Here is a 22,959-nt window from a genome sequence, read left to right as displayed (position 1 = left end):
ACTTTTTTCTTGGAAGCGATTTATTCATAATAAAAAATAACAAGGAGGCATTGTAGATGCAGGTACAGTTTAACCAGAGTCAACTTAAAATTATAGATCTCCTTGTAAAAGTTAAATATTTCATGACGGTTGGTGACATGTCTGAAAAAGTTAAAGTATCAGAAAGGAGTGTTTATAAAAATCTAAGTTCACTCAATAAGAAATTAAAGACATTAGACATTGAAGGAACACGCAATGTCTATGGTCAAGGCTATTATTTGAGCGAAAAAAGCAAACAACAGATACAGAAGTACTTAGCCACTGAAAGTTCAAGTAAATACAGTTCTTTAGAAAGGCAGTACATAGTTTTTATTAATTTACTGATTGACAGTAGATTTAGTGTTCAAAAAATTGCGCAGGGATGTGGTGTCAGTAAACAAACAATTTTAAAAGATATTCAAAGTCTTAAACAAAAAATGAAAAGTTTTGAAATAACGATAGTTTCGAACTATCGGGGACATTTTTTGCAGGGACAAGAAATAAAAATTAGGCAGTTCCTTTTTTCATGGCTTTATTCTGATCATGAATTAGCAGGTATTTACGAAACGCGGGAAATAAAAGAGTTAAAGGTGTTAATCAGTCAATGGTTGAGCTCATTTGAAAATTCTAACAACATCATTTATTCTGATGAATTCATTTATGTTTTCGCTAATTTTTACGCACTGATTTTAAAAAGAATTTTTAATAATAATGCTGTACTTAAAGGTAAAAAGTATAAGATTAGTGCGAAATTGCAGGAAACACCCGAATATAAATTTTCTTCCTCATTTTTATCTATCCTCTTAGGAGATAGATACAGTGAGTTTGAGAATAATTATTTGACTTCTGTTCTTTTAGGAGGTCAAAAACGCAAACTTCCTAAAGACAGTATTAATACAGAAATAAGTAAGATTGTTTATGTCATTATTAATAGTTTCAAGAATTTAGCAGATTGTGCTTTTAAAGATGAAAGTAAATTGCATCAAGATTTGGTTGTCCATCTGGCAACTACTTTCTTCCGTGTTAAATACCGGCAGCAATATCAAAATAATGACTTTGATTCAATCAAAGAAAATTATCCAGATATATATATTTATACCAAAATGAGCATTCACCCTTTTGAACGATTTATTGGTGCCAGTTTAAACGACTACGAAGTTGGTTTAGTTTCGATTTATTTTGCATCAGAAATTTCACGTAAGAATGAAAATGATCCAAAAGTACTTCTAGTGAGTTCAGGTAGCAATGGCTCTGCCGGGTTTCTCATGACCCAGATGGTAGAACAGTACCCTAATGTCAATTTTAGTTTGCCAATAGCTCCCTCCGAATTAACAAATAGACCAATTGAAGAAAGGGCGATTATTACTAATATTTCTTTGACTGACACAAAATTACCGTGGTTAAAGGTCAATTCAGTCTTAACCAGTAAAGATTTTGAAAATATTGACAATTTTTTCCAGCTTAACGGTATCACTAATTCAGAAAACCTCCAGACTGAATTTAAAGCAATCATGGAAACTATCTATGACAATACGAACGTTATTCATGGCAAGGCTTTGGAAAAAGGAATTAAGCAGATATTGGTAGATAAAAAGAAACATGAGAAAAAGAAAAAAAGGACTGGACCATTGCTAAGTGAAGTATTAACAGAAGACAAAATTAAATTTAGTCATGACAAAACCCTAAATTGGGAACAGGCAATCGAATTATGTTCCCAGCCATTATTAACAGCAGGTAACATTACAAAATCCTATGTGACTGCGATGATTAACAACGTTAAAGATAACGGACCATATATTAATATTGGTACTGAAATTGCCTTGGCGCATGCAAGACCAAGTCAAGGGGTTAACAGATTAGGAATGTCTTTGTTGTTATTGGATCATGACATTGATTTGGTAGATAAAGAACACAAAATTAAATTGATTATTGTGCTTGCAGCCCAAGACTCAACTTCACATTTAAAGGCTCTTTCTGAGTTGGCCAAAATTTTAGGTAACAAAGAAGATGTAAGCAAGATAATGAATGCTAAAAATGCAAGTGAAATAGAAGAATTGATTAAGAAAGGCGAAAAATGAAATTAGGAGCATGTTGTAGTACAGGAGTCGGGTCATCTTTCATGGTAGACATGAATATGCAAGATGTACTTAAAGAAATAGGAAGATCGGATGTAGAAACTACTCACATTGATCTTTCTGGACTTAATCCGAGCGTGGCTGATCATTTTTTTGTAGGACGCGATATGTATGATGCTGTAGCGAATGTTGTTGGTAAAGATAACGTGACAGAGTTGAACAGCATCATTGATAAAGAAGAATTAAAGGAAAAAATTCAAGCTTATTTGAATAGTGCTGATCAGAAAAGTGAAGGTGATAACTAATGAATGAAATTTTAAACTTCTTCTTAAGTATTGCTAGAACTCCCTCAATCTTAGTCGGACTGGTAGCAGTTTTAGGTTTACTTCTGCAGAAAAAAGATTCAACAGAAGTAATTTCAGGTGGTTTGAAAACTTTTGTCGGCTTTTTAGTTTTAACTGGTGGTTCGGGAGTAATTACAGATGCCTTAACACCGTTTGGCAAAATGTTTATGCAGGCTTTCCACGTTCAAGGCGTTGTCCCTAACAATGAAGCTTTTACTGCCACTGCATTAACAAAATACGGCAGTGCTACTGCGATGATCTTGCTGATTGCGATGATAGTCAATGTCATTTTAGCCAGAATATCGCACTTTAAATATATTTATCTTTCAGGGCATGTCATGATTAACATGTCATGTATGTTGGCGGTACTGCTTGCAGTAGCAGGTTTTACAGAAATACCTTCAATTATAGTTGGTGGTACTTTTTTAGGTCTGTTTGACACGATTATGCCGGCCTTAATTCAGCCCTTTGTTAAAAAGGTGACTAAGAGTGATGAAATTGCGATTGCGCATACGGGTGACTTTGGGTATTTAATTGCCGGTTTAGTTGCAAAGGTTGTAGGTGATCCATCCAAATCAACGGAAGACTTGCACGTTTCTAAGAAAGTATCATTTTTAAGAGATAACACGATTGCCGTTACAATCACGATGGCAGTGGCATATCTGATCATTGCATTGTTTGCAGGTCCCGTTTATGTTGAAAAATTGAGCGGTGGAATCAATTATATAATTTATGCCTTAATTGAATCTGGTTCATTTTCTGCCGGTGTTTACATTATGTTAGCCGGAGTAAGAATGATCTTAAACGAATTAATTCCTGCCTTTAAGGGTATTTCAACTAAATTAGTTCCTAATGCTAAAGCCGGTTTGGATATCCCGATCCTGTTTACATTCGCACCTAATGCCGTAATTATTGGTTTCTTTTCTAGTTTTGTAGGCGGCTTGGTTGCCACATTACTAATGGTTTTATGCCACATGACTATCGTTATTCCCGGCGTTGTGGCTCACTTCATGTGTGGTGGTGCTGCCGGCGTTATTGGAAATACAGTTGGTGGTCGTCGTGGTTGTATCATTGGTTCATTTATTCATGGATTATTAATTTCTTTTGTACCAATTATTTTAATCCCAGTGTTAGGCCATTTGGGCTTAGGCACAGCTAGTTATGCAGACGCTGACTTTGGTATTGTCGGCTCCTATGTAGGCTATAGTGGTTTACTTGGCGGTCGTTCATTAATCATTGCTGCATTGGTAGCTGCTTTGGTAATTTTCTTTATCGTATCAATTATTTTAGATAAAAAGCAAAAGAACGCAGTTAATTCAGCCAAATAAAATTTATAAAAATTAAGGAGTCAAAAATGAAATATACGGAAAAAGATAACTTAGCAGTCAATGCTATTAGGGCCCTAAGTATTGATGAAATTCACAAAGCCAACTCAGGACATAGTGGTATTACTTTAAGTGCTGCTCCGCTAATTTATACTATTTATCAAAATATGAAGTTTGACGTGACTGATCCACATTGGTTCAATCGTGACCGTTTTGTGCTATCAGGAGGTCACGGGTCAGCAATGTTATATGCTACTTTACATTTACTTGGTTTTGATATTTCAATCGCAGATTTAAAAAAATTTAGAACTTTAGGTAGTAAAACTCCTGGTCACCCGGAAATTACTACTCCGGGAGTTGATGTTGCTACTGGCCCATTAGGACAAGGCTTCGGTATGGCAGTCGGTATGGCTATGGCAGAAAAACACCTCAGTTCGCTATACAACAAGCCTAATTACCAAATAATTGATAATAAGGTGTATGTAATTGTTGGTGACGGGGACTTAATGGAAGGTATCAGCCATGAATCTGCCAGTTTAGCTGGTCACCTGCAACTGAATAATTTGATTGTGTTGTACGATTCAAACCGCAATACTATGGACGCAAGTATGGCGCAAGAATGCGATGATAATGTTGCACAAAGATTTGAAGCATACGGCTGGAATTACCTTAAAGTTGCCGATGGCAATAATCTAAACGATATTGATGCGGCAATTAAAGTTGCTCAAGATGAAAAGAAAAGACCGACCTTAATTGAAGTAAACACTGTTTTAGGCTACGGGTCCCCACTCGCAGATAGCCATTTAGCTCACGGAGCGGTTTTGGATACAGAACAAGTTGCTGCCACTAAAAAGTACTTATGTTATGAATATGGTCCGTTTGAGGTTCCTCAAGAAGCTTATGCCGCTTTTGAGAGTGTTAAAGCAGAAGGACAAAAAGCTCACCAGCAATGGTCAGAACTTTTGCAAGACTACATTGAAGATAATCCTGAACTTGGCGGCCAACTAATTAAGAATATTAACAATAATGTCAAACTTAATTTTGACGAAAATAAATTAGAAATACCAGATGCTCTTTCAACAAGAGATTCTATTCATCAAGTTATACAGCAAACTGGCAAGTCAGAATTAAATCTTTGGGGCGGTTCTGCAGATTTAGGTAGTTCTGACAAAACCTACTTTGATGGTGATGAAGGTTTTCAACCAAATTCATACGATAAAAACAACTTATACTTTGGTATTCGCGAGTTTGCTGAAGGTGCAGCAATTAATGGCATTACTTTATACGGTGGTTCCAGAGTATTTGCCAACACATTCTTTATCTTTTCAGACTATATGAAAAATGCGATCAGAATGTCTGCCTTAATGCAAATACCGTCAATCTTCATTTTTGGTCATGATTCCATTTCTTTAGGACCCGATGGTCCTACTCATCAACCGATTGAACAATTAGCGGGAATAAGGGCAATCCCTAACTTAATAGTATTTCGTCCGGCTGATTACTTGGAAACAATTTATTCTTGGCAATACGCGATTAATCAAAAAGACAACCCAGTAGCGTTTATATTGGGTCGTCAGAATTTGCCAACTCTCTTGAATTATCAAGACAGCGTTAAAACTGGCGTTTCAAAAGGCGGTTATATCTTAGCAGAAGTAGAAAATGGTGAACCGGAAGGAATTTTACTGGCTACCGGTTCAGAAGTAAGTTTAGCTTTAGCAGCGCAAAAAGAATTGGCACTAAGTGGCAAAAATGTCCGCGTGGTATCAATGCCAAGTTTTGAACTATTTTTAAAGCAGGACCCAGAATACCAAGAAAAAGTTCTACCTAAATCAATTAAGCACCGTGTATCAATTGAAATGGCATCTACTTATGGCTGGGGACAATTTGTAGGTTTAGATGGAGCAGCTATCGGCATTAATCACTTTGGTGAAAGTGGTGATGGTGATGAACTAATAAAGAAATCTGGGTTCACGGTTGATAATATTGTCAAGGCGTACCTAGATATTTGTAAGTAGCACAGTAAGCTGTAATGCTTTGTTTAAATATGATTTAAGTGAATAATAAAAAAGTGTTGGGAGAAATCCCAGCACTTTTTTGTCAGAATTGTCAAAAATAAAAAGCCGTTGACATCTATTTAATGTCAGCGGCTTTTAAGTAATCTATTTAAAAGACACTAAGAGTTTAATCTAATAAATCGAACTTAAGTGTTGCTAGGTTGTGGCCTTCATTGACCATATTACTGAGCAGTTCAATAGTGTTCTTGTAAACTTGGTCAGCCATCTTTTGGTTAGCTGCAGTTAAAAGGTCTTCAGCTTCTTTGCCCGAAAGACCGGCTGCTTTTTTATCAGTTTCGTGTTGAATAAAGTGGCATTGCGCTAAAGATTTTTGTTCAAAGTCATTTTCGAGTTCTCCATAAACTCTAAAGTTAGTATCACCAAGTTGTGCTGTTAATTTGTTTAACCAGAAAATCTTGTTCAAATCAAATTTAGGTCCAGTTTGGAAACTTGCTGGTGTGTCATTAACGTTGGTGTAGAATGGGACAAAACTGTTAAAGGTATTTGGACCAAAGCAAAGCCATTGCACACCTGCAATTTCTTCAGGAACGTCATTTCTAACTTGCAGAATATGAGTTTCAAAGTTCCGGTTAAGAGCAATTGGACGGAATGTCTTCTTTTGTTCTGGTGTGCCTTGATCGCCATAAGGATCAAATGGCGTATCTTGATAGTGTGAACTCTCGATAAAACAGATGTCTTCAATGCTAATCTTGCGGTTAGCATGACAAATAAACGGCTGATCTTGGTCGCCCGGCTTGCCACCAAATTCTGGATCAAAGTAATTATGAACAAACCAAGCGCGCGGATTATTGTAATGGGCATCTTTGATAGTTGAACTACCGAAAATGTGACGCATATTGTAACCTTCACGGTCAGGGTTGAGGTGATATTCAGCGATTAAATCTTCTAGGGTATCGTCAGCTAAGAAACCATCTTTACCAAAGTGGAATTCATCAATGTTTAAACGGTTAGGAGCAACAACGTAGGCGTCATCAGGAATACGACGTGCAATCCAGTGGTGACCACCAATAGTTTCCAGATACCAAACTTCATCGTGGTCGGCAAAAGCCATACCATTCATTTCGTAAGTACCGTATTTTTCCAGTAAATAGCCAATGCGCTTAACGCCGTCAAGAGCACTATGGATATAAGGCAAAGTTAAAGTAACAAAGTCTTCTTCACCAAGGCCACCCTCAGTAACCAGTGGATCGATCCCTTGAATACGTGCGTTAGTGGTAATAGTTTCAGTAGCAGTCATTGCCACGTTTTCTGAGTTAATTCCGGCTGCAGCCCAGATGCCGCTTTCTCCAGAAACATCAGGCGCACTGGTATAACGTAAAGGCTTTTCTACTAAATCTTCATCATCAATCTTTTGGTGACTAATGACACTTTCATAATGCTTAGGTTGCTTTTCAGGGGTAATAAGTTCAAATCCTTCAGGAATTATTTCACGACCGCCGTCTTCGCTTCTGGCAATCATTGCTGAGCCGTCAATTGATGCGGCTTTGCCGACAAGAATAGTCGTACATTCTGCTTTTTTCATTTAATCTGTCCTTTCAAAATTACTTAACCTATATTGTATTAAAAAAAGTAGGTTGTTTGCAAAAAAATGAGTAAGCTTAAACCTAAATTATTTATTACTCTTGTCAATTATTGCTTTTAATTAAATTCTAATTTATGATTGACATAAAATGTAAAAGAAGTTTTGCTAAAATTGTTCTAATTTTAGGGTTATAGTGCGTTTTTAATTGCAGTTGTGTTTACTTTGCAAGTTTTATTTGCGATTTCCCCAAATTTTCCTTTCTTTTTTAGATTGACCATTATCCTATTGGAATTGGTGTGCTCAGTTTTAGAAAGAGTGCAAGTAGAAAAGTTCGGTTTAAACCTCAAGCGCACATTAGATCGGAAAAGTGATAGGTATCCAGTCGGTATGTCACATAATGATGAACGTGAATGGAACTTAATGCTGCGAGCATACTATATTGTGGTAGAGTAACTTTATTCTGCTCTCCTGTTTTACTTTTTATTTAGCTATTTATTGAAAAGTTGCCGTTACAACGCTTAGTTACTTCTATTTCATCCTTCTTTTGAGTTATTAGTAGAATAATTATTTTGAAGGAACAGCTTTTGCGTATTCATACTGCTACTTTGATTGGCAAGAAAATCGTTAAACTACTTTTATGCTATGTTGCTTTGGCATTACCCATATTGGTGAAATGAAAGAATTAGGCTAATGATTATAGAAAAATTTTTACAAGAAAAACTGCAAGCTGACTTAACAAAGATCACACACGAGTCAAAAAACAGCACTTTTGTTGGTGATAGTGCAAAGTTTAAGCAAAAAATATTTGTCAAAGTCTTTGCACAAAAGGGAAAATTTTTAACTGAAAAAGCTGTGAACGAGCAACTAAATACTCGTGTCTTAGACTCTTTTGCTGTCAAACAAACGCAACAATTTGTTTTGGTCATGAAAGATTTGGCGCCAACTGATGTTAAAGGACGAATTACCTCTGATTTAGCATTTAAGATGGGAATACAGTTAGCTCGTTTTCACCAAACCGTCAAACCATTTCCTGGAATATACCTTAATAATCGGTTGTTTGAGAAAGCAAAATTTGACAGTAATAGTTTGCAGAATGAAGAAATTAAAAGCAGATTGCTGCAAGTGTTAGCTTTATTCACAGCGCGAAAAGCGGATATTGTAGAAGACCTAACGGCTCATGCAACTACAGTTTTACATGGGGATGTTGGCTTGCGTAATTATAAGATTGTTGGAGGTCATTTGAGTTTAATTGATTTTGAACGAACTCGCATGGGGGTAAATTATCAGGACTTCATAAAACTCTTTTACCAAGATTTTAGGTTAAATCAAGGATTAATAACTTCCTTTATCAACGGTTATCAGGAATGTAGTGAAGAAGTGGCAGTGACTCCTTTGACGCAAGTTTTCCTCATTTTTATAACTGCAATTGGTATTATGAAATATACTGAAAAAATTGTGGACGAACCTTTTAAGGAAATTGGTGAGCAAATGCTGGCAACTTGTTTTTCATTTTTAGGTGTCGACAGTCACGATAACGACAAGGCTAACATGCACGCTTTAATATATGCAAATTAAAAAAGTATCTTCTTATAAGAAGATACTTTTTTGGCGCAAATAAAATTGTCTCAAGGGTAAAAACAATCTTATTTACATGATATTTGCAGGTTGTGTTTCTTGTTTTGTCTTCCTATCACCTCCTTTAAGTAAGAAATTCAGAATTGTTGCTGACAAGCTGGTAATCACGATGCCGTTGCTTAAGAACAGTTGAACGGTTGCCGGCAGGTTTTTAAAAAATTGCGGATAAATAGTAACGCCTAGTCCCAGTCCAACTGAGATCGCAATAATCAAGACATTGTTGTTGTCAGTGAGGTCAACTTTAGCTAAAGTCTTAATGCCCTGAACAGCAATCATGGTAAACATGACAAGCATGGCTCCACCTAAGACTGGGGTAGGGATGATTGTTACCATTGCGCCAATTTTAGGTAACAATCCCATAGCCATGAGTAATCCACCGGCCCAGTAAATCGGACGCTTGGTTTTTATGCCTGATAGTTGTAAAAGTCCAACGTTCTGCGAAAAAGTGGTATAGGGAAAAGCATTGAATAAACCGCCAAAAATTTGGGCGATACCTTCTGCACGATAACCTTTTTTCAAATCTTCTTCAGTGACGTCATGGTGTAAAAGGTCACCAATTGCAAAGAATACTCCGGTTGACTCAACCATTGAGACTAGAGCAATGATGATCATCGTCAGGCTGGAAGACCATTCAAATTTTGGTACGCCAAAGTAAAAGAGTTGCGGCAAGTGAAACCAAGATGCTTCCATGACAGGAGTGAAGGAAACAAGTCCCATGCAGGCTGCAATAGCAGTTCCAGCAACTAAGCCGATTAAAACTGAAATTGACCTGATAAAGCCTTTGGTCCAAATTTCTAAAGCCAAGATAATGAACATGGTGCAAAAGGCTAAAAAGAGATTCTGACCACTGCCAAAACTTTTAGCAGCTGAATTGCCGCCACCCATGTTTTGGATTGCCACTGGAACTAAAGTTAAGCCAATAGTAGTGATTAATGTGCCGGTGACAACAGGTGGAAAGAATTTTTTGATTTTGGCAAAAACACCTGAGATTAGAACCACGAAAATGCCGGCAACAATGATAGCGCCATACATATCATTGATTGAAAACTTTTGCCCGATCATTTGCAGTGGAGCAACGGCTTGAATAGCGCAACCTAAAATAACTGGAAAACCAATCCCAAAGTACTTGTTGCGTAATAATTGCAGCAGTGTAGCTAAGCCGCACATGAAAATGTCAATTGAAACAAGATAGGTCATTTGGGCAGCAGAGAATTTCAGTGCATTACCGATTAGAAGTGGTACGGCGACTGCACCGGAATACATCGCTAGTAAGTGCTGTAAACCTAAAACTGCTGCTTTTTGTTGGCTAACTTCTTTTTCCGCCATTATTTCTCTCCCACAAAATGTACTTGATTATTGGCTAAACTATCGATTTCGGCAAGTGCTTCAAGGCGATAGCCGTGATTTTTAAGCCATTCGCTGCCACCCTGAAAAGTTTTTGCGACTACAATTCCGACACCGTCGACTTCGGCTTCAGCTTGGTTAGCAATGTTAATCATGCCTTTAACTGCTTCTCCATTAGCCAGAAAATCATCAATTATCAATAGCCGCTCACCCTTATGTAAAAATTTTTGTTCAACGCAAATCTGGTTAGTAACTTTTTTAGTGTAAGAATAAACATCAGCCCAATAAACTGCGTCATTAAGCGTAGCCGGTTTTTTCTTGCGGGCAAAGACCAGTGGTACGTGCAATTCATAAGCTGTCATCACTCCCGGAGCGATTCCCGAGGCTTCGCAGGTCAATACCTTGGTGATGCCACTATCCTTAAACAAATGACTAAATTCCTCCCCGACTTTCTTCATTAGTTCGGGATCTACCTGATGGTTCAAAAACGAGTTGATTTTTAAAACGTTACCTGGTAGAACGTCTCCGTCACTGCGAATACGGTCTTCCAATAATTTCACTTTTTCCTCCTTCATAGCAAAAAGGGCTTTTTCTACCAAAACTATGGTAAAAAAAGCCCTTAAAGGCAGTAACCGGCTGCGTTAAATGCTAAATTATCCATAGTTCAGAATTTACGGTTCTGAGTAGAAACTACCGACCTTATTACGGCAATATATAGATTTTTTATTTTCCTGTTGCAAGCATTGTAACAGAGTCACAAAGTATGTGCAAGATTATTTTTTTGAGATATTAACGAATTATTTGCGCTAGCAGCTATAAAATAGTTCGTAAAAGCTATGCTTTTCTGTAAAAAATTATTGACCATGACCGTATTTCTTAGTAAAGTTGATGTAGTATTAAATATGGATAGTGAAGGAGTATTGGTGTCGGTGAAAAAGAATATTAGTGACTTTGATGAAATTATTGTGCTTGATTTTGGCAGTCAATATAATCAACTAATAACGCGGCGGTTGCGGGATTTTGGTATTTATTCTGAATTGTTGCCCCATGATATTAGTATGACTAAAATTAGGCAGATTAACCCTAAGGGTATTATTTTTTCCGGGGGTCCTAACAGTATTTATGACCAAAATGCCCTGAAAGTTGACCCTGAAATTTTTAAATTGGGCATTCCTATTCTGGGCATTTGTTACGGAATGCAACTGATGACTTCTTATTTAAACGGCAAGGTTGAAAAAGCTGCTAATTCTGAATATGGTCGTGCCGACATCGAAGTTGAAGATACTAACTCCGTTTTATTTGCCGGTTTGCCCAAAGATGAATATGTCTGGATGAGTCACGGTGATTTGGTCACAGGTGCACCCGCTGGCTTTGAAACGGTCGCTTCAAGTAAGAATTGCCCGATTGCCGCTATTGCTAACGATCAAGCCAAAATGTATGGTATTCAGTTCCATGCGGAAGTACGCAATACGCAATATGGACTTGATATCCTGCGTAATTTTGCCTTTAAAGTCTGCGGCGCTAAGGCTGACTGGTCAATGACCGATTTTATTGACTTGCAAATTGCTGAGATTAGAAAAACTGTGGGGGATAAGAAAGTAATTCTGGGACTTTCTGGTGGGGTAGACTCCAGCGTCACCGCGACACTTTTGCACAAAGCGATTGGCAACCAGCTGACAGCAATTTTTGTGGATCACGGCATGTTGCGCAAAAACGAAGGCGATGAAGTAATGGCTGCCTTGAGCCGTGATTTAGGCGTTAACATTATTCGGGTAAATGCCCAAGAGCGCTTTTTAAATAAACTGAAAGGTGTCACCGATCCAGAGCAAAAACGGAAAATCATTGGCAAAGAGTTTATTGAGGTGTTTGCCGACGAAGCAAAGAAAATTAAAGATGTGGACTTTTTAGCTCAAGGCACCCTGTACACCGATGTGATTGAAAGCGGCACAAATACCGCCCAGACAATCAAGTCGCACCATAACGTTGGTGGGTTACCTAAAGACCTGCATTTTAAATTAATTGAACCTTTGCGCAAGTTATTTAAGGATGAAGTGCGTGAACTAGGTGAAAAATTAGGCATTCCGCATGATTTAGTTTGGCGGCAGCCATTCCCGGGACCTGGTCTTGGCATACGCGTTCTTGGTGAAGTAACCGAGGATAAACTCAAACTGGTGCGTGACAGTGATGCAATTTTGAGGGATGAAATTAAAAAAGCTGGTTTACAGGAAAAAGTGTGGCAATACTTTACCGTTTTACCCGGAATCAAATCCGTGGGCGTAATGGGTGACGGTCGCACTTATGACTATACCATTGGTATCCGCGCCGTTACATCAATTGATGGGATGACCGCTGATTTTGCCCGCTTACCATGGGATGTTTTGCAAAAAATTTCAACGCGTATTGTCGATGAAGTGCCCAACATTAACCGTGTAGTCTACGATGTCACCAGTAAGCCACCGTCAACGATTGAGTGGGAATAAGCTGACAATGTTAGTTGATGAGGAAATCCTGATTTAACAGCAATTAACAAAGGCAAGACTTAGACAAAATAATAAAAAATGGTTTGGTTGTTTGCCAAACTACTAAGGAGTCTGGGAAAAAAGTGCTCTTTGAAGTTAAATTAAAAAATTTACAATTTAAAAAGACCGACAAATCAACGTTTTATTGACGTGATTTGTCAGCCTTTTTAGTTAGGTTAGAGTTTTTTCCCAGACTCTTCCAGACTCTTTTTCTATGTTTTAAGAATGGGGTAAAATTAGTGGTGAATAAACTTACCTATTTTTGAATTAATAATAGATGAAAGTTGGGTAGATATAGAATGGTCGATATTAGAACTTTAGCATTACCAATTAGAGTAACTGAAAATAAGTATGTAAAGAGTACCTTAGAAGATTCTGTTCATTTTGGGAGCCTAGAAGGTTATAAGAATATAGAAAGTCAAGGTATCGGTGATGAAGATGAGGGGAAAATAGTTGGACTTTTTAAAAAGGAGAAAAGTAAAATAACCATAAGGATTCCAGAAAGTGATAAAGAAATTACTTTAACTGATAAAGACTTTATGCAAGATCCCCAAATGGAATATAGATTGAAAGATGGAATTGAAAAAAGAATAGGAGTAGCAAGTTTTGGACTCTTAACTTTCAGAGATTTCAAATTAGATAGATCTTTTAATAATCGAAAATATTTCAAATTAAGAAAAGATACTTTGGATGATATAAAACGGCTTATTAAAGATAAAGAAAAACTCACTGGTAACAAATGTAATTTAATTATTTTTTCTAACCCCGATTTCTTCTCATCTATAAAAAAATCTGGATATGAAGCAGATATTGTTCAATATTATGATCCATATAACTTGTCTCAATTTTTAAAATTGAAAAATGGTAACAAAGCATATTGCTATCTTAAAAAGGATTATTTTAAATATCAAAGGGAATATAGAATTATAAAGATTGCAAAAGACAAATTTCCTCAAGAAGGCCAAAATGTAAAAATAAAAGGAATAAGTAAGAGAGCATCATTTTTTTCTTTAGATCAGCTAAAGACTATACAGTTAATTGCTGATTTTAATTAGTAAGATTATCATTGTGATATAAAAATTTAAGGATATAAATTATGGCAACTATACAAAACTTAAAGCAAAGCATTAATCGTAATGTTGAAGCCATTATGCCCCAAGATGATCAAAAAGAAGCTTTTAAAAATGCCTTAGAAAGTTACTTCAACAAGATTAAAGCAAATGAGCATGAATCAGAAGAATTTCAAAAGGGTGTTTTTAAAGACTTCCTAGAAGAAATTATCCCTGATAAGCAAATTAACACTAGAGGAAAGATTGATTTGGCTATCTATAATGGTAAATCAACTGATAGTAATGTAGGCGTAATTGTCGAATACAAGAAGTTAGATAATACAGCAGAAATGATGAGCTTGGATAATCTGAATGCTAAAGGCTTTAAAGAATTAGTAGCTTATTATTTGCGTGAACGTGTAATTAACAAAAACATCGAAGTTAAAAAAGGTATTGTAACTAATGGCTATCAGTTTTTTGTTATTGATTCCAATGAATTAGAAAAGTACTTTTATAAGAATAAAAAGTTAGTAGACAATTTCAAGAAGTTTGAGAGAAGACAGTTATCAAGCTCAAAGACAGATTTCTTATTTGATGAAGTCATTGCTCCTGAAATTGATAAAGCTTTGAATAAGAAAATAAAAATTGGTTATTTTGACTTAAAAAATTCAATAAAAAAGGGAACAACAGAATTTAAGAAACAAGATATAACACGTTTGTATCGTTTCTTTAGCGTTGAGAATTTGTTAAATGAAATGGTATTTGCAGATTCTAACAGTCTTAATAAAAATTTCTATAATGAGTTACTTTATATAATGGGGCTTCATGAAGAAAAGAAAGGTGGAAACAAAGTTATTGCTCGTTTCAAAGAAGGTAAAAGACAAGATGCATCCCTCGTTGAAAATGCTATTGAGCAATTAGATATAAAAAATGTATCTAAAGATAAGCAATTTGATCTAGCAGTTCAATTAGTTGTTGTTTGGATTAATAGAATTTTATTTTTGAAACTTTTGGAATCTTCATTGGTTTCTTTCAATCGTAGTGAAAGTTATAAGTTCTTAAACTATAAAAAACTACATACGTTTGATGATGTTAATGAGCTTTTCTTTATGGTAATGGCTAAGAGTATTGATGAAAGAAAAGATCGTATCAAGCAAAAGTTCCCTAACGTTCCATATATGAATAGTTCATTGTTTGAACAAACCGAACTTGAGATGTCCAGAGAAGGTTTTCCAATTAGTGAATTAAGAGAAGGAAAAATAGAAGTATACTCAAAGACAAAGTTAAAGGATACTAATGGTAAAAAGTTAACTGGGAAAATTGAAATTTTAGATTATTTATTTAGATTTTTAAGTGCATATGATTTTACTTCTGCTGTTGATGCTAAGAATAAGGAGAGTCAAGATCAGTTAATTAATGCATCAGTATTGGGATTGATTTTTGAAAAAATTAATGGTTATAAAGATGGCGCATTCTTTACACCGGGTAAAATCACAATGTATATGGCTAAAAGAGCTGTAAGACAGGCTGTTTTAACTAAAGTAAATGAAGCCCTCGGTACAAATGTACAAGATATTGTTCAGTTGGGGATGCTTACAAGAGATATTTCTTTCTCTATTGATAAACGTAAGAAGGTTAGTGATGCTATCGATTCTATTAAAGTATTAGATCCTGCAGTCGGTTCTGGTCACTTCTTGGTGTCAGTATTAAATGAATTAATAGCAATTAAGGCATGGCTTAGAGTTTTATTTGATACAGATGGTAAATTACTTAATGATATTAGCTGTACTGTTGCCAATGATGAACTAATTATTCAAGATATTTATGGTAATAATTATTCTTATGATGCTAACCAACCAACTTCTCTCAGAATTCAGAAAGCATTGTTTGAACAAAAGAAAACTATTATTGAAAATTGTTTATATGGTGTTGATCTAAATCCTAACTCTGTAAATATTTGTCGCTTACGTTTATGGATTGAATTGTTAAAGAACGCATACTATTCGGAGAATGAGTATGGACAAAGGATCTTAACGACTTTACCAAATATTGATATCAATATCAAAGTAGGTGATAGCCTTGTTCATCGTTTCTCTTTAGATGATAAATTTAATTTTAAAACAAAGAACCTTGAAGAATACATTACTTTAATAAAAAGATATAAAGAAACCAGCAATAAATCTGATAAGGCTAAGATTGATGAAGAAATTAAGAAAATTAAAAAAGCTTTTATGAGTAGCTTTAGATCTCCAGAAGGTGAGGCATATCAAAAAGCTATTAATCGGCTAACTAAAATGTCAGCAGATGAAACTGCATTGTTTGATAACAAGTTTGATCCTAAAAAATACGCAGAATTAAGAAAAAAAGCTGATGAAGCTAAAGAAGCTTTTGAAAATAGAAAAAGTGATCCTTTTTATCGTAATAGTCTTGAGTGGCGTATTGAATTTCCAGAAGCTTTAGATGCTAATGGTGATTTTGTGGGTTTTGATATTGTCATTGCTAATCCACCTTATATTTTTTCTAGAAATCATTCTTTTGATGAAAAGACGAAACAATATTATCTTTCTCATTATGAAGTTGATGAATATCAAGCTAATACGTATACGTTATTTATGGAACTTGGTTATAAGCTGCTGAAGAAAGATGGTACTTTTGCTTATATAGTTCCTAATAACATGCTAACTTTGCAAAATAATCAAAAAATTAGAAACTTCTTATTACACAAATCTGGTAGATTAGTTGTCATTAATTCTCTTGATAAAATATTTGCGGATGCAAGTGTTGACAATTGCATTGTATTTTTGCAAAAAGAAAAGTCTGACGAGATTACGGTAGGTGAATTGGAAAAAGGAGATTTTAGCACAATTGGGACTGTAAAGAAGTCTTTCTTTGGTAAACACAATCCTGTGATAAGTATCTCAATGGTAAAGTACAAATATGCGGTAGATATCTTTTGGAAGTTAAATGAAATAACCACACATTTATCTGATTTTGCTAAAGTGAAAATAGGTGTTAAGGAGTATGAGGTAGGCAAAGGTAAACCTAAGCAAGTAAAGTCAGATAAAGATAATGATGTATTTTATTCTGATATAAAAAAAGATGATTCTTATAAACGAAGTCTGACTGGTAAAGATGTAGATAGATATTCACTAACTTGGGCTGGTAAATATATTAAATATGGTGATAATTTAGCAGCAAAGCGGGATCCTAATTTATTTGTTCAACCACGTTTGTTGGTTAGACAAATCCCTACTGCTTCCAATTATGCTATTAAAGCGACTTACACTGATGAAGATTATATTAGTAATCAAAGTTTAATGATAGTTACTGAACCAAAAGATTTTCTTTTACCGTCTTTGTTGGGAATTATTAATTCAAAGGCTATGACCATTTGGTTTAATATGCGTTTTGACAAATTTCAACGCAGAACTTTTCCAAGATTTTTAGTAAGTGAATTTGAAGAGTTCCCAATTCCTAAAGTTAATAAGAATCTACAAGATAAAATTGCTAAGCAGGCTAAGACGATACAAGAGAAGACAAAAGCTGGTGAGAATTACTCTAAAGAGAATAAAGAAGTTGATGAATTGGTAATGAGTGCGCTGGGGCTCACCGAAGAAGAAAAAGAATCTGTTAGAAGATTTGAATTTTAAAATATTAAGACTTTTTAAAGTATTAATTGATTATTACTCGTGTGATTAAAGTACCGTCAAGTTGCGCCAACATGTCATGATGGTGTCATGCGAGTTTGTGTTGGACATCGTAGAACAATGTTTCTGCTACTACAGGTCTGCGGTGGATTTTTGAATGGACAAAGTAGTGGTACCACCGTGGGCGTCCAATTCTAGGGGTTAATGTGCAAGTTCCCACCAACGAAAATGGCAATACACTGCATGGTGGTAATAAAGGCTTTCGTTTTTTAAACTGGCAAGTGCAAACCGCTAAAACTGCTAACAGTACAAGTGAAATATTTACAAACCAGATTAAAGAAGACCATGACGGATTTCCAGGCGATATGCTGGTGACCATTACCTATACTTTAGATGATGAAGATAAAGTAACAATCTCTTATAAAGCTGAAAATGGCGTGCAAGCAACACTGTTCAATCCCACTTGTCATGCTTACTTTAATTTAAGTGACCTGCCTAATTTAAGTACGCACGAGATTAAGATAAATAGTGAGAAACATTTACAACTTGACTCTGAGTTAATTCCGACTGGAAAAATGCTGGCAAATGCCAATACTCCGTATGATTTTCATGTTTTTAGCAATTTGGCTGCTGCATTAGAAGCCAATAAAGGTTTCGATGACGCGTTTGTTATTAGTGGTAAAGAAAATCAAATAAAGCCTGTGGCTACTTTGAAAGAAAAAGAAAGTGGCCGTCAAATTACTATTTCAAGTGAAAGCAATTGTTTAGTGATGTATACCATGATACAGGAACAGCCCGGGGTAAAATTTAAGCGGGACAATGGTTCTATTGCTCAGTCAAGTGAAGCTGTTGCTTTAGAAGCGCTAGTATTGCCAGATGCAATCAATCACCAAGATTTTGGAGATATTGTGTTGCTAGCTAACACTACCAAGGAGCATCGAATTGTTTTCGCTTTTAAGCAGAAATAATTTTTATCAAATCTTATGTAGAAGGCTACTGAACGTAGCCTTCTTTATATTTCATGATTTAATTTTGCCCTTTTATGCTTGGTATCTGTTCACTTATCTATAAGTTTGCTACAAAGTTTTATTTTATTAGTATGATGGCTCTAATTAGAAAAAGGAGATGCCAATTATGCTAATAGAAACTCAGGAATTAACTAAAAAATTTGGTAAAAAAATTGCAGTGAATAAAGCAAATATTCAAATTAAAGAGGGACAGCTTGTTGCTTATTTAGGAACAAATGGTGCGGGTAAATCTACCACGATTAATATGCTAACCGGATTATTAAAACCTACTTCAGGTATCATTTCATATGCGGCAGATTTGAAAATAGGCTTAGTTTTTCAGAATAGCATTTTAGATAACGAGTTAACAGTTAAAGATAATCTTTATTTAAGAGCAAAGATGTACCCCAAATTTTCACAGGAATGGCTTGAACAATTAATTGACTTAATCGGCATTAAAAACTTTTTAAAACAAAAGTTTGGTACTTTATCTGGCGGTCAAAAAAGAAGGGTAGATATAGCCCGTGCATTGATAAGTAAACCGAATTTACTGTTTCTAGACGAACCAACTACAGGGCTTGATATTCAAACGAGAAATGCTATTTGGGAATTATTAACCAAACTGCAACAACAACAAGAACTCACTATTTTTTTGACAACGCATTATTTAGAAGAAGCTGAAAATGCTGATCAAATGTATATTCTTGAAAATGGTCAAATCTTAGCCAGTGGTTCTGCCGCAACGATCAAGAATGAATTTGCTCCTAATAAATTAATACTTACTGTTGACAACATTCAGGCTTTGAACACTAATCAAAAAGTTATTCGGCTTAATCGTAAGCAAGTTGAAATTGATGCTTTATCGGCGCAAGAAACCGTTGAATTATTAAAAAACAATCAAGCAAATATCACTGACTTCACTTATTCTAAGGGAACGATCAATGATGCGTTTTTGCAGATTACAGGAAAGGAGATACAGTAAATGGTTGCTTTGTTTCGCAGAAATTTAAAAATCTATTTTTCTAACATTACTGGTGTAATTATGTCATGCCTCGGTGCACTGATATCCTTCTTTATTTATATCGGCTTTTTGCAAAACAATTTAAAATCCAATTGGCAAAATTTACCTCACGTTACTAAAATGTTAGATTTGTGGATGATAGCTGGCATTGTTGCGGTTTCTGGTATTACTACTGCTTTTCAGGCTCTGGGTCAGCAAGTAAGTGACCGCGAAACTCGAGCCAACGCTGATTTTAAGCTAACAGGCATATCACAGTTTGCACAAAATTTTGCTTACATTTTATCCGGTACAGTTGTTAGCTTTTTTATGCAAATCATTACCTTTATCGTAATGGCATTGTACTTTTCATTAGTTGATCACGTGACGATTCCTCAAAAAGCACTTTTACCCGGATTGCTGTTTATTTTATTAGGCGCTCTGGGAGCAACTTTATTAGATGAAGTTATCGCTTTTTTCATGCATTCCAGCACTACTTTTAGCCGGTTTTCTGCCGTCCTTGGTGCTGCTGCCGGTTTCGCTGTTGCAACTTATTTACCTTACGGTATATTGGTTTCTGGAGCACAAAATTTGGTAAAATTAGTACCAAGTAGCTATGAAGCAGCTGCTTTAAGAGGTTTTTTACTTAAACCAACATTAGCTACTTTCCCCATTAACGTAAAAAGGCATTTAATTAACTATTTAGGAATACAGTATAAAATTAATAATAATAGACTAAATAATATGTTTGTTTTACTTTTAATGATTGCAATACTAATTTTAGTAATTATTTTACTTTCGTTTACCACTGACAGAAGGCGCAATAAGTAAAGTGAAGATTGAATTTAAGGCCGATTCTGCTTTAAACAAACAAGACATTGAAGTTGAAATTAAGGCCGCTCAAAAAAGTGAAGCAGTTGATAATTTAATAGATTATTTGCATAAATTCGGCGAAAAGAAATATCATCTTTTACCAATTAAGGTAGAAGACCGCATAGTCACAATCAAACCTACTGAGATTATTAAAGTAGAAATCCAAACAACAGACATCACATTTTATACTACTAAAGACATAATAAAAACCACTGGTCGCTTATATCAGGTACTTGAAAAATTGGGAGATGGGTTTATTCAGATTTCAAAACATGCCATTATCAATATTAATTTTCTGGAATCGATAGAAGTAGGCTTTGCAGGAAATATGATCGCACTTTTAAAAAATAATTTAAAAGCTGACGTTTCCAGATTATATTTGCCGGCATTAAAAAAAGAATTGGGGCTATAAAAATGAGGAAATTGAGTAATTTCATTAACTATTTCTTTACCGGTGTGGGCTTTGGTGCAGCTACTTATTTGATAATACTGACTTTTGCTTCTCCTAGTGTTCCTACCCGTTTAGGTGTTATTTCTGTTTTTATTATTTCAGGGTTAATAGGCATTTTATCAATGATCTTTGCAATGGATGTACCACCTGCTATTGCCTTTAGTGTTCATATTATAGGCACATTTTTGCTGGTGTTATTAATGTCCTGGATAAATAAGTGGCCAATTAATTTTTGGTTGGTAGGCGTATTTATATTAGTTTATATCATTATTTGGCTGATCGTTATTTTGTCGCAAGTGCGGATTGTTAAGGAAATTAATTCCAGCATTAAAAAGAGGAATGCGAAAAAATAAAATTAATTAAAAATTCTGGTGGTGGTTAAAAAGAGATTTAACAAATTTGATAAATAATAAACAAATGATTTTGATAACAATATAAAAGTTCTTTAGCTGTACTGTATTAATATTTAAAATCTAAAGATATTGGAAAATATTATTTTTTCACCAAATAAAAAGGCAAATCACTAAAATGGTTGAAGTTAACCCCTAGAATTGGACGTTAACATTAATTCATGTTTGCTAAGGCCGTATTCCGATATTCAATCGGGGTGCGGCCTTTTAGCGTGTGCCTGATTCTAGCTTGATTGTAGTATTTGATCCATTTTTCCATGGCCTCCTGCAGCGCCTTCTTAGTAGGATAGGTATAGGTGTAGTAGTCTAGCTCAACCTTCATGATGTGAAAGAGACTCTCGCAGGCCGCATTGTCGTGGCAGGTCGCCCGTCGCGACATGCTTTGAAAAACGTGGTGCTGTTTTAGGGTCTGACAATATGCTTTGGACTGGTATTGAATGCCCTGATCGCTGTGAATCGTCATGCGGTAAGGCAGTTTGGGCCGGATCGCCAAAACCTGCTTGAGTCCATCTAGAACATATTTGGTCTGCGGCCACTGACTGATGGTGTAACTGATGATTTCACCGCTGTAAAGATCTTTAAAGGGCGAGAAATATAACCGCTTGCTCATGCTCTTACTGCCATAGCGAAACTCGCTGATATCGGTGACTACCTTTTGGTAGGGCCGATCGGTCTTAAACTTCTGGTGGAAGCGGTTCTTCGCCTTCTTGCCTTGCGGACCTTTTGATGAATCATACTTGCCTGCACGCAAGTTGTATTTGCGGGCCAGCAGCTTGTGCTCCTTCATCAGGCGGTAAATGCGTTTATGGTTCACCTGCAAGCCGTACTTGATTTTTAGCGTGTCGGTCATGGGCAGGTAGCCGAAGCTGGGATTATGCCTTTTAACCACTTTAATCAGCGACAGTAAAGCCAGATCGCTGTATTTTTTCCGCCTGTTGCGCGGGTGATACTCGTAGGTGCTCTTGGCTAAAAAGCTATAGTGCAATAGTTCTTGCAGTTGATAGTTGTGCTCATGCCTTAGCTCTTGGATGATGGTCCGTTCTTCTTGCGTTGAGCGTCTTTGCGCCGAGCTAAGGCTTCGACTTTTTTTAGGTAGTCGTTCTCAATGTGGAGTTGACGGTTTTCTAAGCGCAGCCGCTCTAATTCAGATAACTCGCTGCTGGTATACTTAACTGGTTTTTTAGGCAATTTGTTCATTGGTGGTCGGCCTCGTTTGGTAAAGAGCGCATCAAGCCCGCCTTCATCAAAACGTTTTTGCCAAGTACAAATTAAGCTGGGTGTGGCAATTTTGAAGTGAATGGCGGTATTTTGATAGGTCTCGTCATGTTCTTTTCTCCAGTTTAAGACTTGAAGCTTGAATTGACCACGATAATTTTGCGAGGTGTGCCGAATTTCTAGGCCCTTAACGCCAAAATGCTGGTATTGTGCAGCCCAGGTATCAATTAGTTGATGTGATCCGGTGCCAATCATTTGCGCCACAGAATGGCTGCTGTAGCCTTCTTTAAGCAAGTTAAGCGCTTGTAATTTTTGTTTGACGGTAAATTTAACCATAGTAAAACCCTCCAGTTGGATTTTTGTCCAATTGAAGTGCTCCATAATAGTTAGACATTAATCTGACTATTAGGAGCACTTTTTTCATGACTAAATATTCAACTGCTTTGAAAATGG

19 protein-coding genes and 1 riboswitch are annotated in these 22,959 nt (G+C 35.9%); of the genes, 14 read left to right on the top strand and 5 right to left on the bottom strand.

Translation table 11 applies throughout. The features are described 5' to 3' along the window. Positions 1 to 56 precede the first annotated feature (56 nt). From H3T47_RS03580 to tkt, 4 genes are read left to right on the top strand one after another with little or no spacing between them, the layout of a single operon-like run. Positions 57 to 2,096, top strand: coding sequence for a BglG family transcription antiterminator (locus H3T47_RS03580; RefSeq protein WP_199282576.1), 2,040 nt, complete (start codon positions 57 to 59; stop codon positions 2,094 to 2,096). Then, a complete protein-coding gene (locus H3T47_RS03575; protein ID WP_199282575.1) occupies positions 2,093 to 2,398 on the top strand; it encodes a PTS sugar transporter subunit IIB in 306 nt (101 codons plus the stop codon). Before H3T47_RS03580 ends, H3T47_RS03575 begins: the two co-directional genes overlap by 4 nt. After that, positions 2,398 to 3,765 (top strand): PTS ascorbate transporter subunit IIC, encoded by a 1,368-nt coding sequence (locus tag H3T47_RS03570; protein ID WP_199282574.1) that lies wholly within the window; start codon positions 2,398 to 2,400, stop codon positions 3,763 to 3,765. The genes H3T47_RS03575 and H3T47_RS03570 overlap by 1 nt, the downstream gene beginning before the upstream one ends. 26 nt (positions 3,766 to 3,791) lie before the next feature. Then, the gene (gene tkt, locus H3T47_RS03565) at positions 3,792 to 5,777 is read left to right on the top strand and encodes a transketolase (RefSeq protein ID WP_199282573.1); all 1,986 of its coding nucleotides are present in this window, start codon (positions 3,792 to 3,794) and stop codon (positions 5,775 to 5,777) included. A 166-nt stretch (positions 5,778 to 5,943) separates the two neighbouring features. On the opposite strand, the gene H3T47_RS03560 is transcribed toward tkt, so the two are convergent. Next, positions 5,944 to 7,359, bottom strand: a complete 1,416-nt coding sequence (locus H3T47_RS03560; RefSeq protein WP_199282572.1) for a C69 family dipeptidase — start codon at positions 7,357 to 7,359, stop codon at positions 5,944 to 5,946. A gap of 285 nt (positions 7,360 to 7,644) precedes the next feature. On the opposite strand from H3T47_RS03560, the gene H3T47_RS03555 reads away from it, so the two are divergent. Together H3T47_RS03555 and H3T47_RS03550 are read left to right on the top strand one after the other, a co-directional pair. Further along, positions 7,645 to 7,812, top strand: a complete 168-nt coding sequence (locus tag H3T47_RS03555; RefSeq protein WP_199282571.1) for a hypothetical protein — start codon at positions 7,645 to 7,647, stop codon at positions 7,810 to 7,812. 237 nt (positions 7,813 to 8,049) lie between these two features. Next, positions 8,050 to 8,934 carry a phosphotransferase gene (locus tag H3T47_RS03550; protein ID WP_199282570.1) on the top strand — a complete coding sequence of 295 codons (885 nt, stop codon included), beginning with the start codon at positions 8,050 to 8,052 and terminating at the stop codon, positions 8,932 to 8,934. A 72-nt stretch (positions 8,935 to 9,006) separates the two neighbouring features. On the opposite strand, the gene H3T47_RS03545 is transcribed toward H3T47_RS03550, so the two are convergent. Next, positions 9,007 to 10,320, bottom strand: coding sequence for a nucleobase:cation symporter-2 family protein (locus H3T47_RS03545; protein ID WP_199282569.1), 1,314 nt, complete (start codon positions 10,318 to 10,320; stop codon positions 9,007 to 9,009). Further along, positions 10,320 to 10,898 (bottom strand): xanthine phosphoribosyltransferase, encoded by a 579-nt coding sequence (locus tag H3T47_RS03540; protein WP_199282568.1) that lies wholly within the window; start codon positions 10,896 to 10,898, stop codon positions 10,320 to 10,322. The genes H3T47_RS03545 and H3T47_RS03540 overlap by 1 nt, the downstream gene beginning before the upstream one ends. 80 nt (positions 10,899 to 10,978) lie before the next feature. Beyond that, positions 10,979 to 11,076, bottom strand: a riboswitch (purine riboswitch). Positions 11,077 to 11,267: 191 nt separating this feature from the next. On the opposite strand from H3T47_RS03540, the gene guaA reads away from it, so the two are divergent. The 8 genes from guaA to H3T47_RS03500 all read left to right on the top strand — a co-directional run bounded on the left by guaA (position 11,268) and on the right by H3T47_RS03500 (position 21,234). Beyond that, positions 11,268 to 12,818, top strand: coding sequence for a glutamine-hydrolyzing GMP synthase (guaA, locus tag H3T47_RS03535; protein ID WP_370567564.1), 1,551 nt, complete (start codon positions 11,268 to 11,270; stop codon positions 12,816 to 12,818). A gap of 338 nt (positions 12,819 to 13,156) precedes the next feature. Continuing rightward, the gene (locus H3T47_RS03530) at positions 13,157 to 13,912 is read left to right on the top strand and encodes a hypothetical protein (RefSeq protein ID WP_199282567.1); all 756 of its coding nucleotides are present in this window, start codon (positions 13,157 to 13,159) and stop codon (positions 13,910 to 13,912) included. Positions 13,913 to 13,953: 41 nt separating this feature from the next. Continuing rightward, positions 13,954 to 17,556, top strand: a complete 3,603-nt coding sequence (locus tag H3T47_RS03525) for a TaqI-like C-terminal specificity domain-containing protein (RefSeq protein WP_199282566.1) — start codon at positions 13,954 to 13,956, stop codon at positions 17,554 to 17,556. A 203-nt stretch (positions 17,557 to 17,759) separates the two neighbouring features. Further along, entirely contained in the window at positions 17,760 to 18,521 is a 762-nt protein-coding gene (locus tag H3T47_RS03520) for a galactose mutarotase (protein WP_199282565.1), read from the top strand. A gap of 166 nt (positions 18,522 to 18,687) precedes the next feature. Next, positions 18,688 to 19,542, top strand: coding sequence for an ABC transporter ATP-binding protein (locus tag H3T47_RS03515; protein WP_199282564.1), 855 nt, complete (start codon positions 18,688 to 18,690; stop codon positions 19,540 to 19,542). Beyond that, on the top strand, positions 19,543 to 20,388 hold the full coding sequence (locus H3T47_RS03510) for an ABC transporter permease (protein WP_199282563.1): 846 nt from the start codon (positions 19,543 to 19,545) through the stop codon (positions 20,386 to 20,388). Position 20,389: 1 nt separating this feature from the next. Beyond that, complete coding sequence (locus H3T47_RS03505) at positions 20,390 to 20,842, top strand: LytTR family DNA-binding domain-containing protein (RefSeq protein ID WP_199282562.1); 453 nt, start codon at positions 20,390 to 20,392, stop codon at positions 20,840 to 20,842. Between the two features lie 2 nt (positions 20,843 to 20,844). Then, positions 20,845 to 21,234, top strand: a complete 390-nt coding sequence (locus H3T47_RS03500; RefSeq protein ID WP_199282561.1) for a DUF3021 family protein — start codon at positions 20,845 to 20,847, stop codon at positions 21,232 to 21,234. A gap of 211 nt (positions 21,235 to 21,445) precedes the next feature. Here H3T47_RS03500 and H3T47_RS03495 read toward each other — a convergent pair whose 3' ends face one another. Together H3T47_RS03495 and H3T47_RS03490 are read right to left on the bottom strand one after the other, a co-directional pair. Then, positions 21,446 to 22,321, bottom strand: coding sequence for an IS3 family transposase (locus H3T47_RS03495; RefSeq protein WP_370567570.1), 876 nt, complete (start codon positions 22,319 to 22,321; stop codon positions 21,446 to 21,448). Next, the gene (locus H3T47_RS03490; protein WP_199282560.1) at positions 22,309 to 22,842 is read right to left on the bottom strand and encodes a helix-turn-helix domain-containing protein; all 534 of its coding nucleotides are present in this window, start codon (positions 22,840 to 22,842) and stop codon (positions 22,309 to 22,311) included. Before H3T47_RS03490 ends, H3T47_RS03495 begins: the two co-directional genes overlap by 13 nt. Positions 22,843 to 22,959: the final 117 nt, after the last annotated feature.

This window comes from Lactobacillus sp. W8093, from assembly GCF_016100925.1.
Classification (GTDB): Bacteria; Bacillota; Bacilli; order Lactobacillales; family Lactobacillaceae; genus Lactobacillus; species Lactobacillus helsingborgensis.
Note: the sequence above shows the minus strand (reverse complement) of the source record. Positions and strands in the feature narration are given on the sequence as shown.

Coding starts and splice junctions, on each gene's coding strand:
- H3T47_RS03580 (WP_199282576.1), top strand. CDS start 57: ATGCAGGTACAGTTTAACCAGAGTCAACTTAAAATTATAGATCTCCTT.
- H3T47_RS03575 (WP_199282575.1), top strand. CDS start 2,093: ATGAAATTAGGAGCATGTTGTAGTACAGGAGTCGGGTCATCTTTCATG.
- H3T47_RS03570 (WP_199282574.1), top strand. CDS start 2,398: ATGAATGAAATTTTAAACTTCTTCTTAAGTATTGCTAGAACTCCCTCA.
- tkt (WP_199282573.1), top strand. CDS start 3,792: ATGAAATATACGGAAAAAGATAACTTAGCAGTCAATGCTATTAGGGCC.
- H3T47_RS03560 (WP_199282572.1), bottom strand. CDS start 7,359: ATGAAAAAAGCAGAATGTACGACTATTCTTGTCGGCAAAGCCGCATCA.
- H3T47_RS03550 (WP_199282570.1), top strand. CDS start 8,050: ATGATTATAGAAAAATTTTTACAAGAAAAACTGCAAGCTGACTTAACA.
- H3T47_RS03545 (WP_199282569.1), bottom strand. CDS start 10,320: ATGGCGGAAAAAGAAGTTAGCCAACAAAAAGCAGCAGTTTTAGGTTTA.
- H3T47_RS03530 (WP_199282567.1), top strand. CDS start 13,157: ATGGTCGATATTAGAACTTTAGCATTACCAATTAGAGTAACTGAAAAT.
- H3T47_RS03525 (WP_199282566.1), top strand. CDS start 13,954: ATGGCAACTATACAAAACTTAAAGCAAAGCATTAATCGTAATGTTGAA.
- H3T47_RS03515 (WP_199282564.1), top strand. CDS start 18,688: ATGCTAATAGAAACTCAGGAATTAACTAAAAAATTTGGTAAAAAAATT.
- H3T47_RS03510 (WP_199282563.1), top strand. CDS start 19,543: ATGGTTGCTTTGTTTCGCAGAAATTTAAAAATCTATTTTTCTAACATT.
- H3T47_RS03500 (WP_199282561.1), top strand. CDS start 20,845: ATGAGGAAATTGAGTAATTTCATTAACTATTTCTTTACCGGTGTGGGC.
- H3T47_RS03490 (WP_199282560.1), bottom strand. CDS start 22,842: ATGGTTAAATTTACCGTCAAACAAAAATTACAAGCGCTTAACTTGCTT.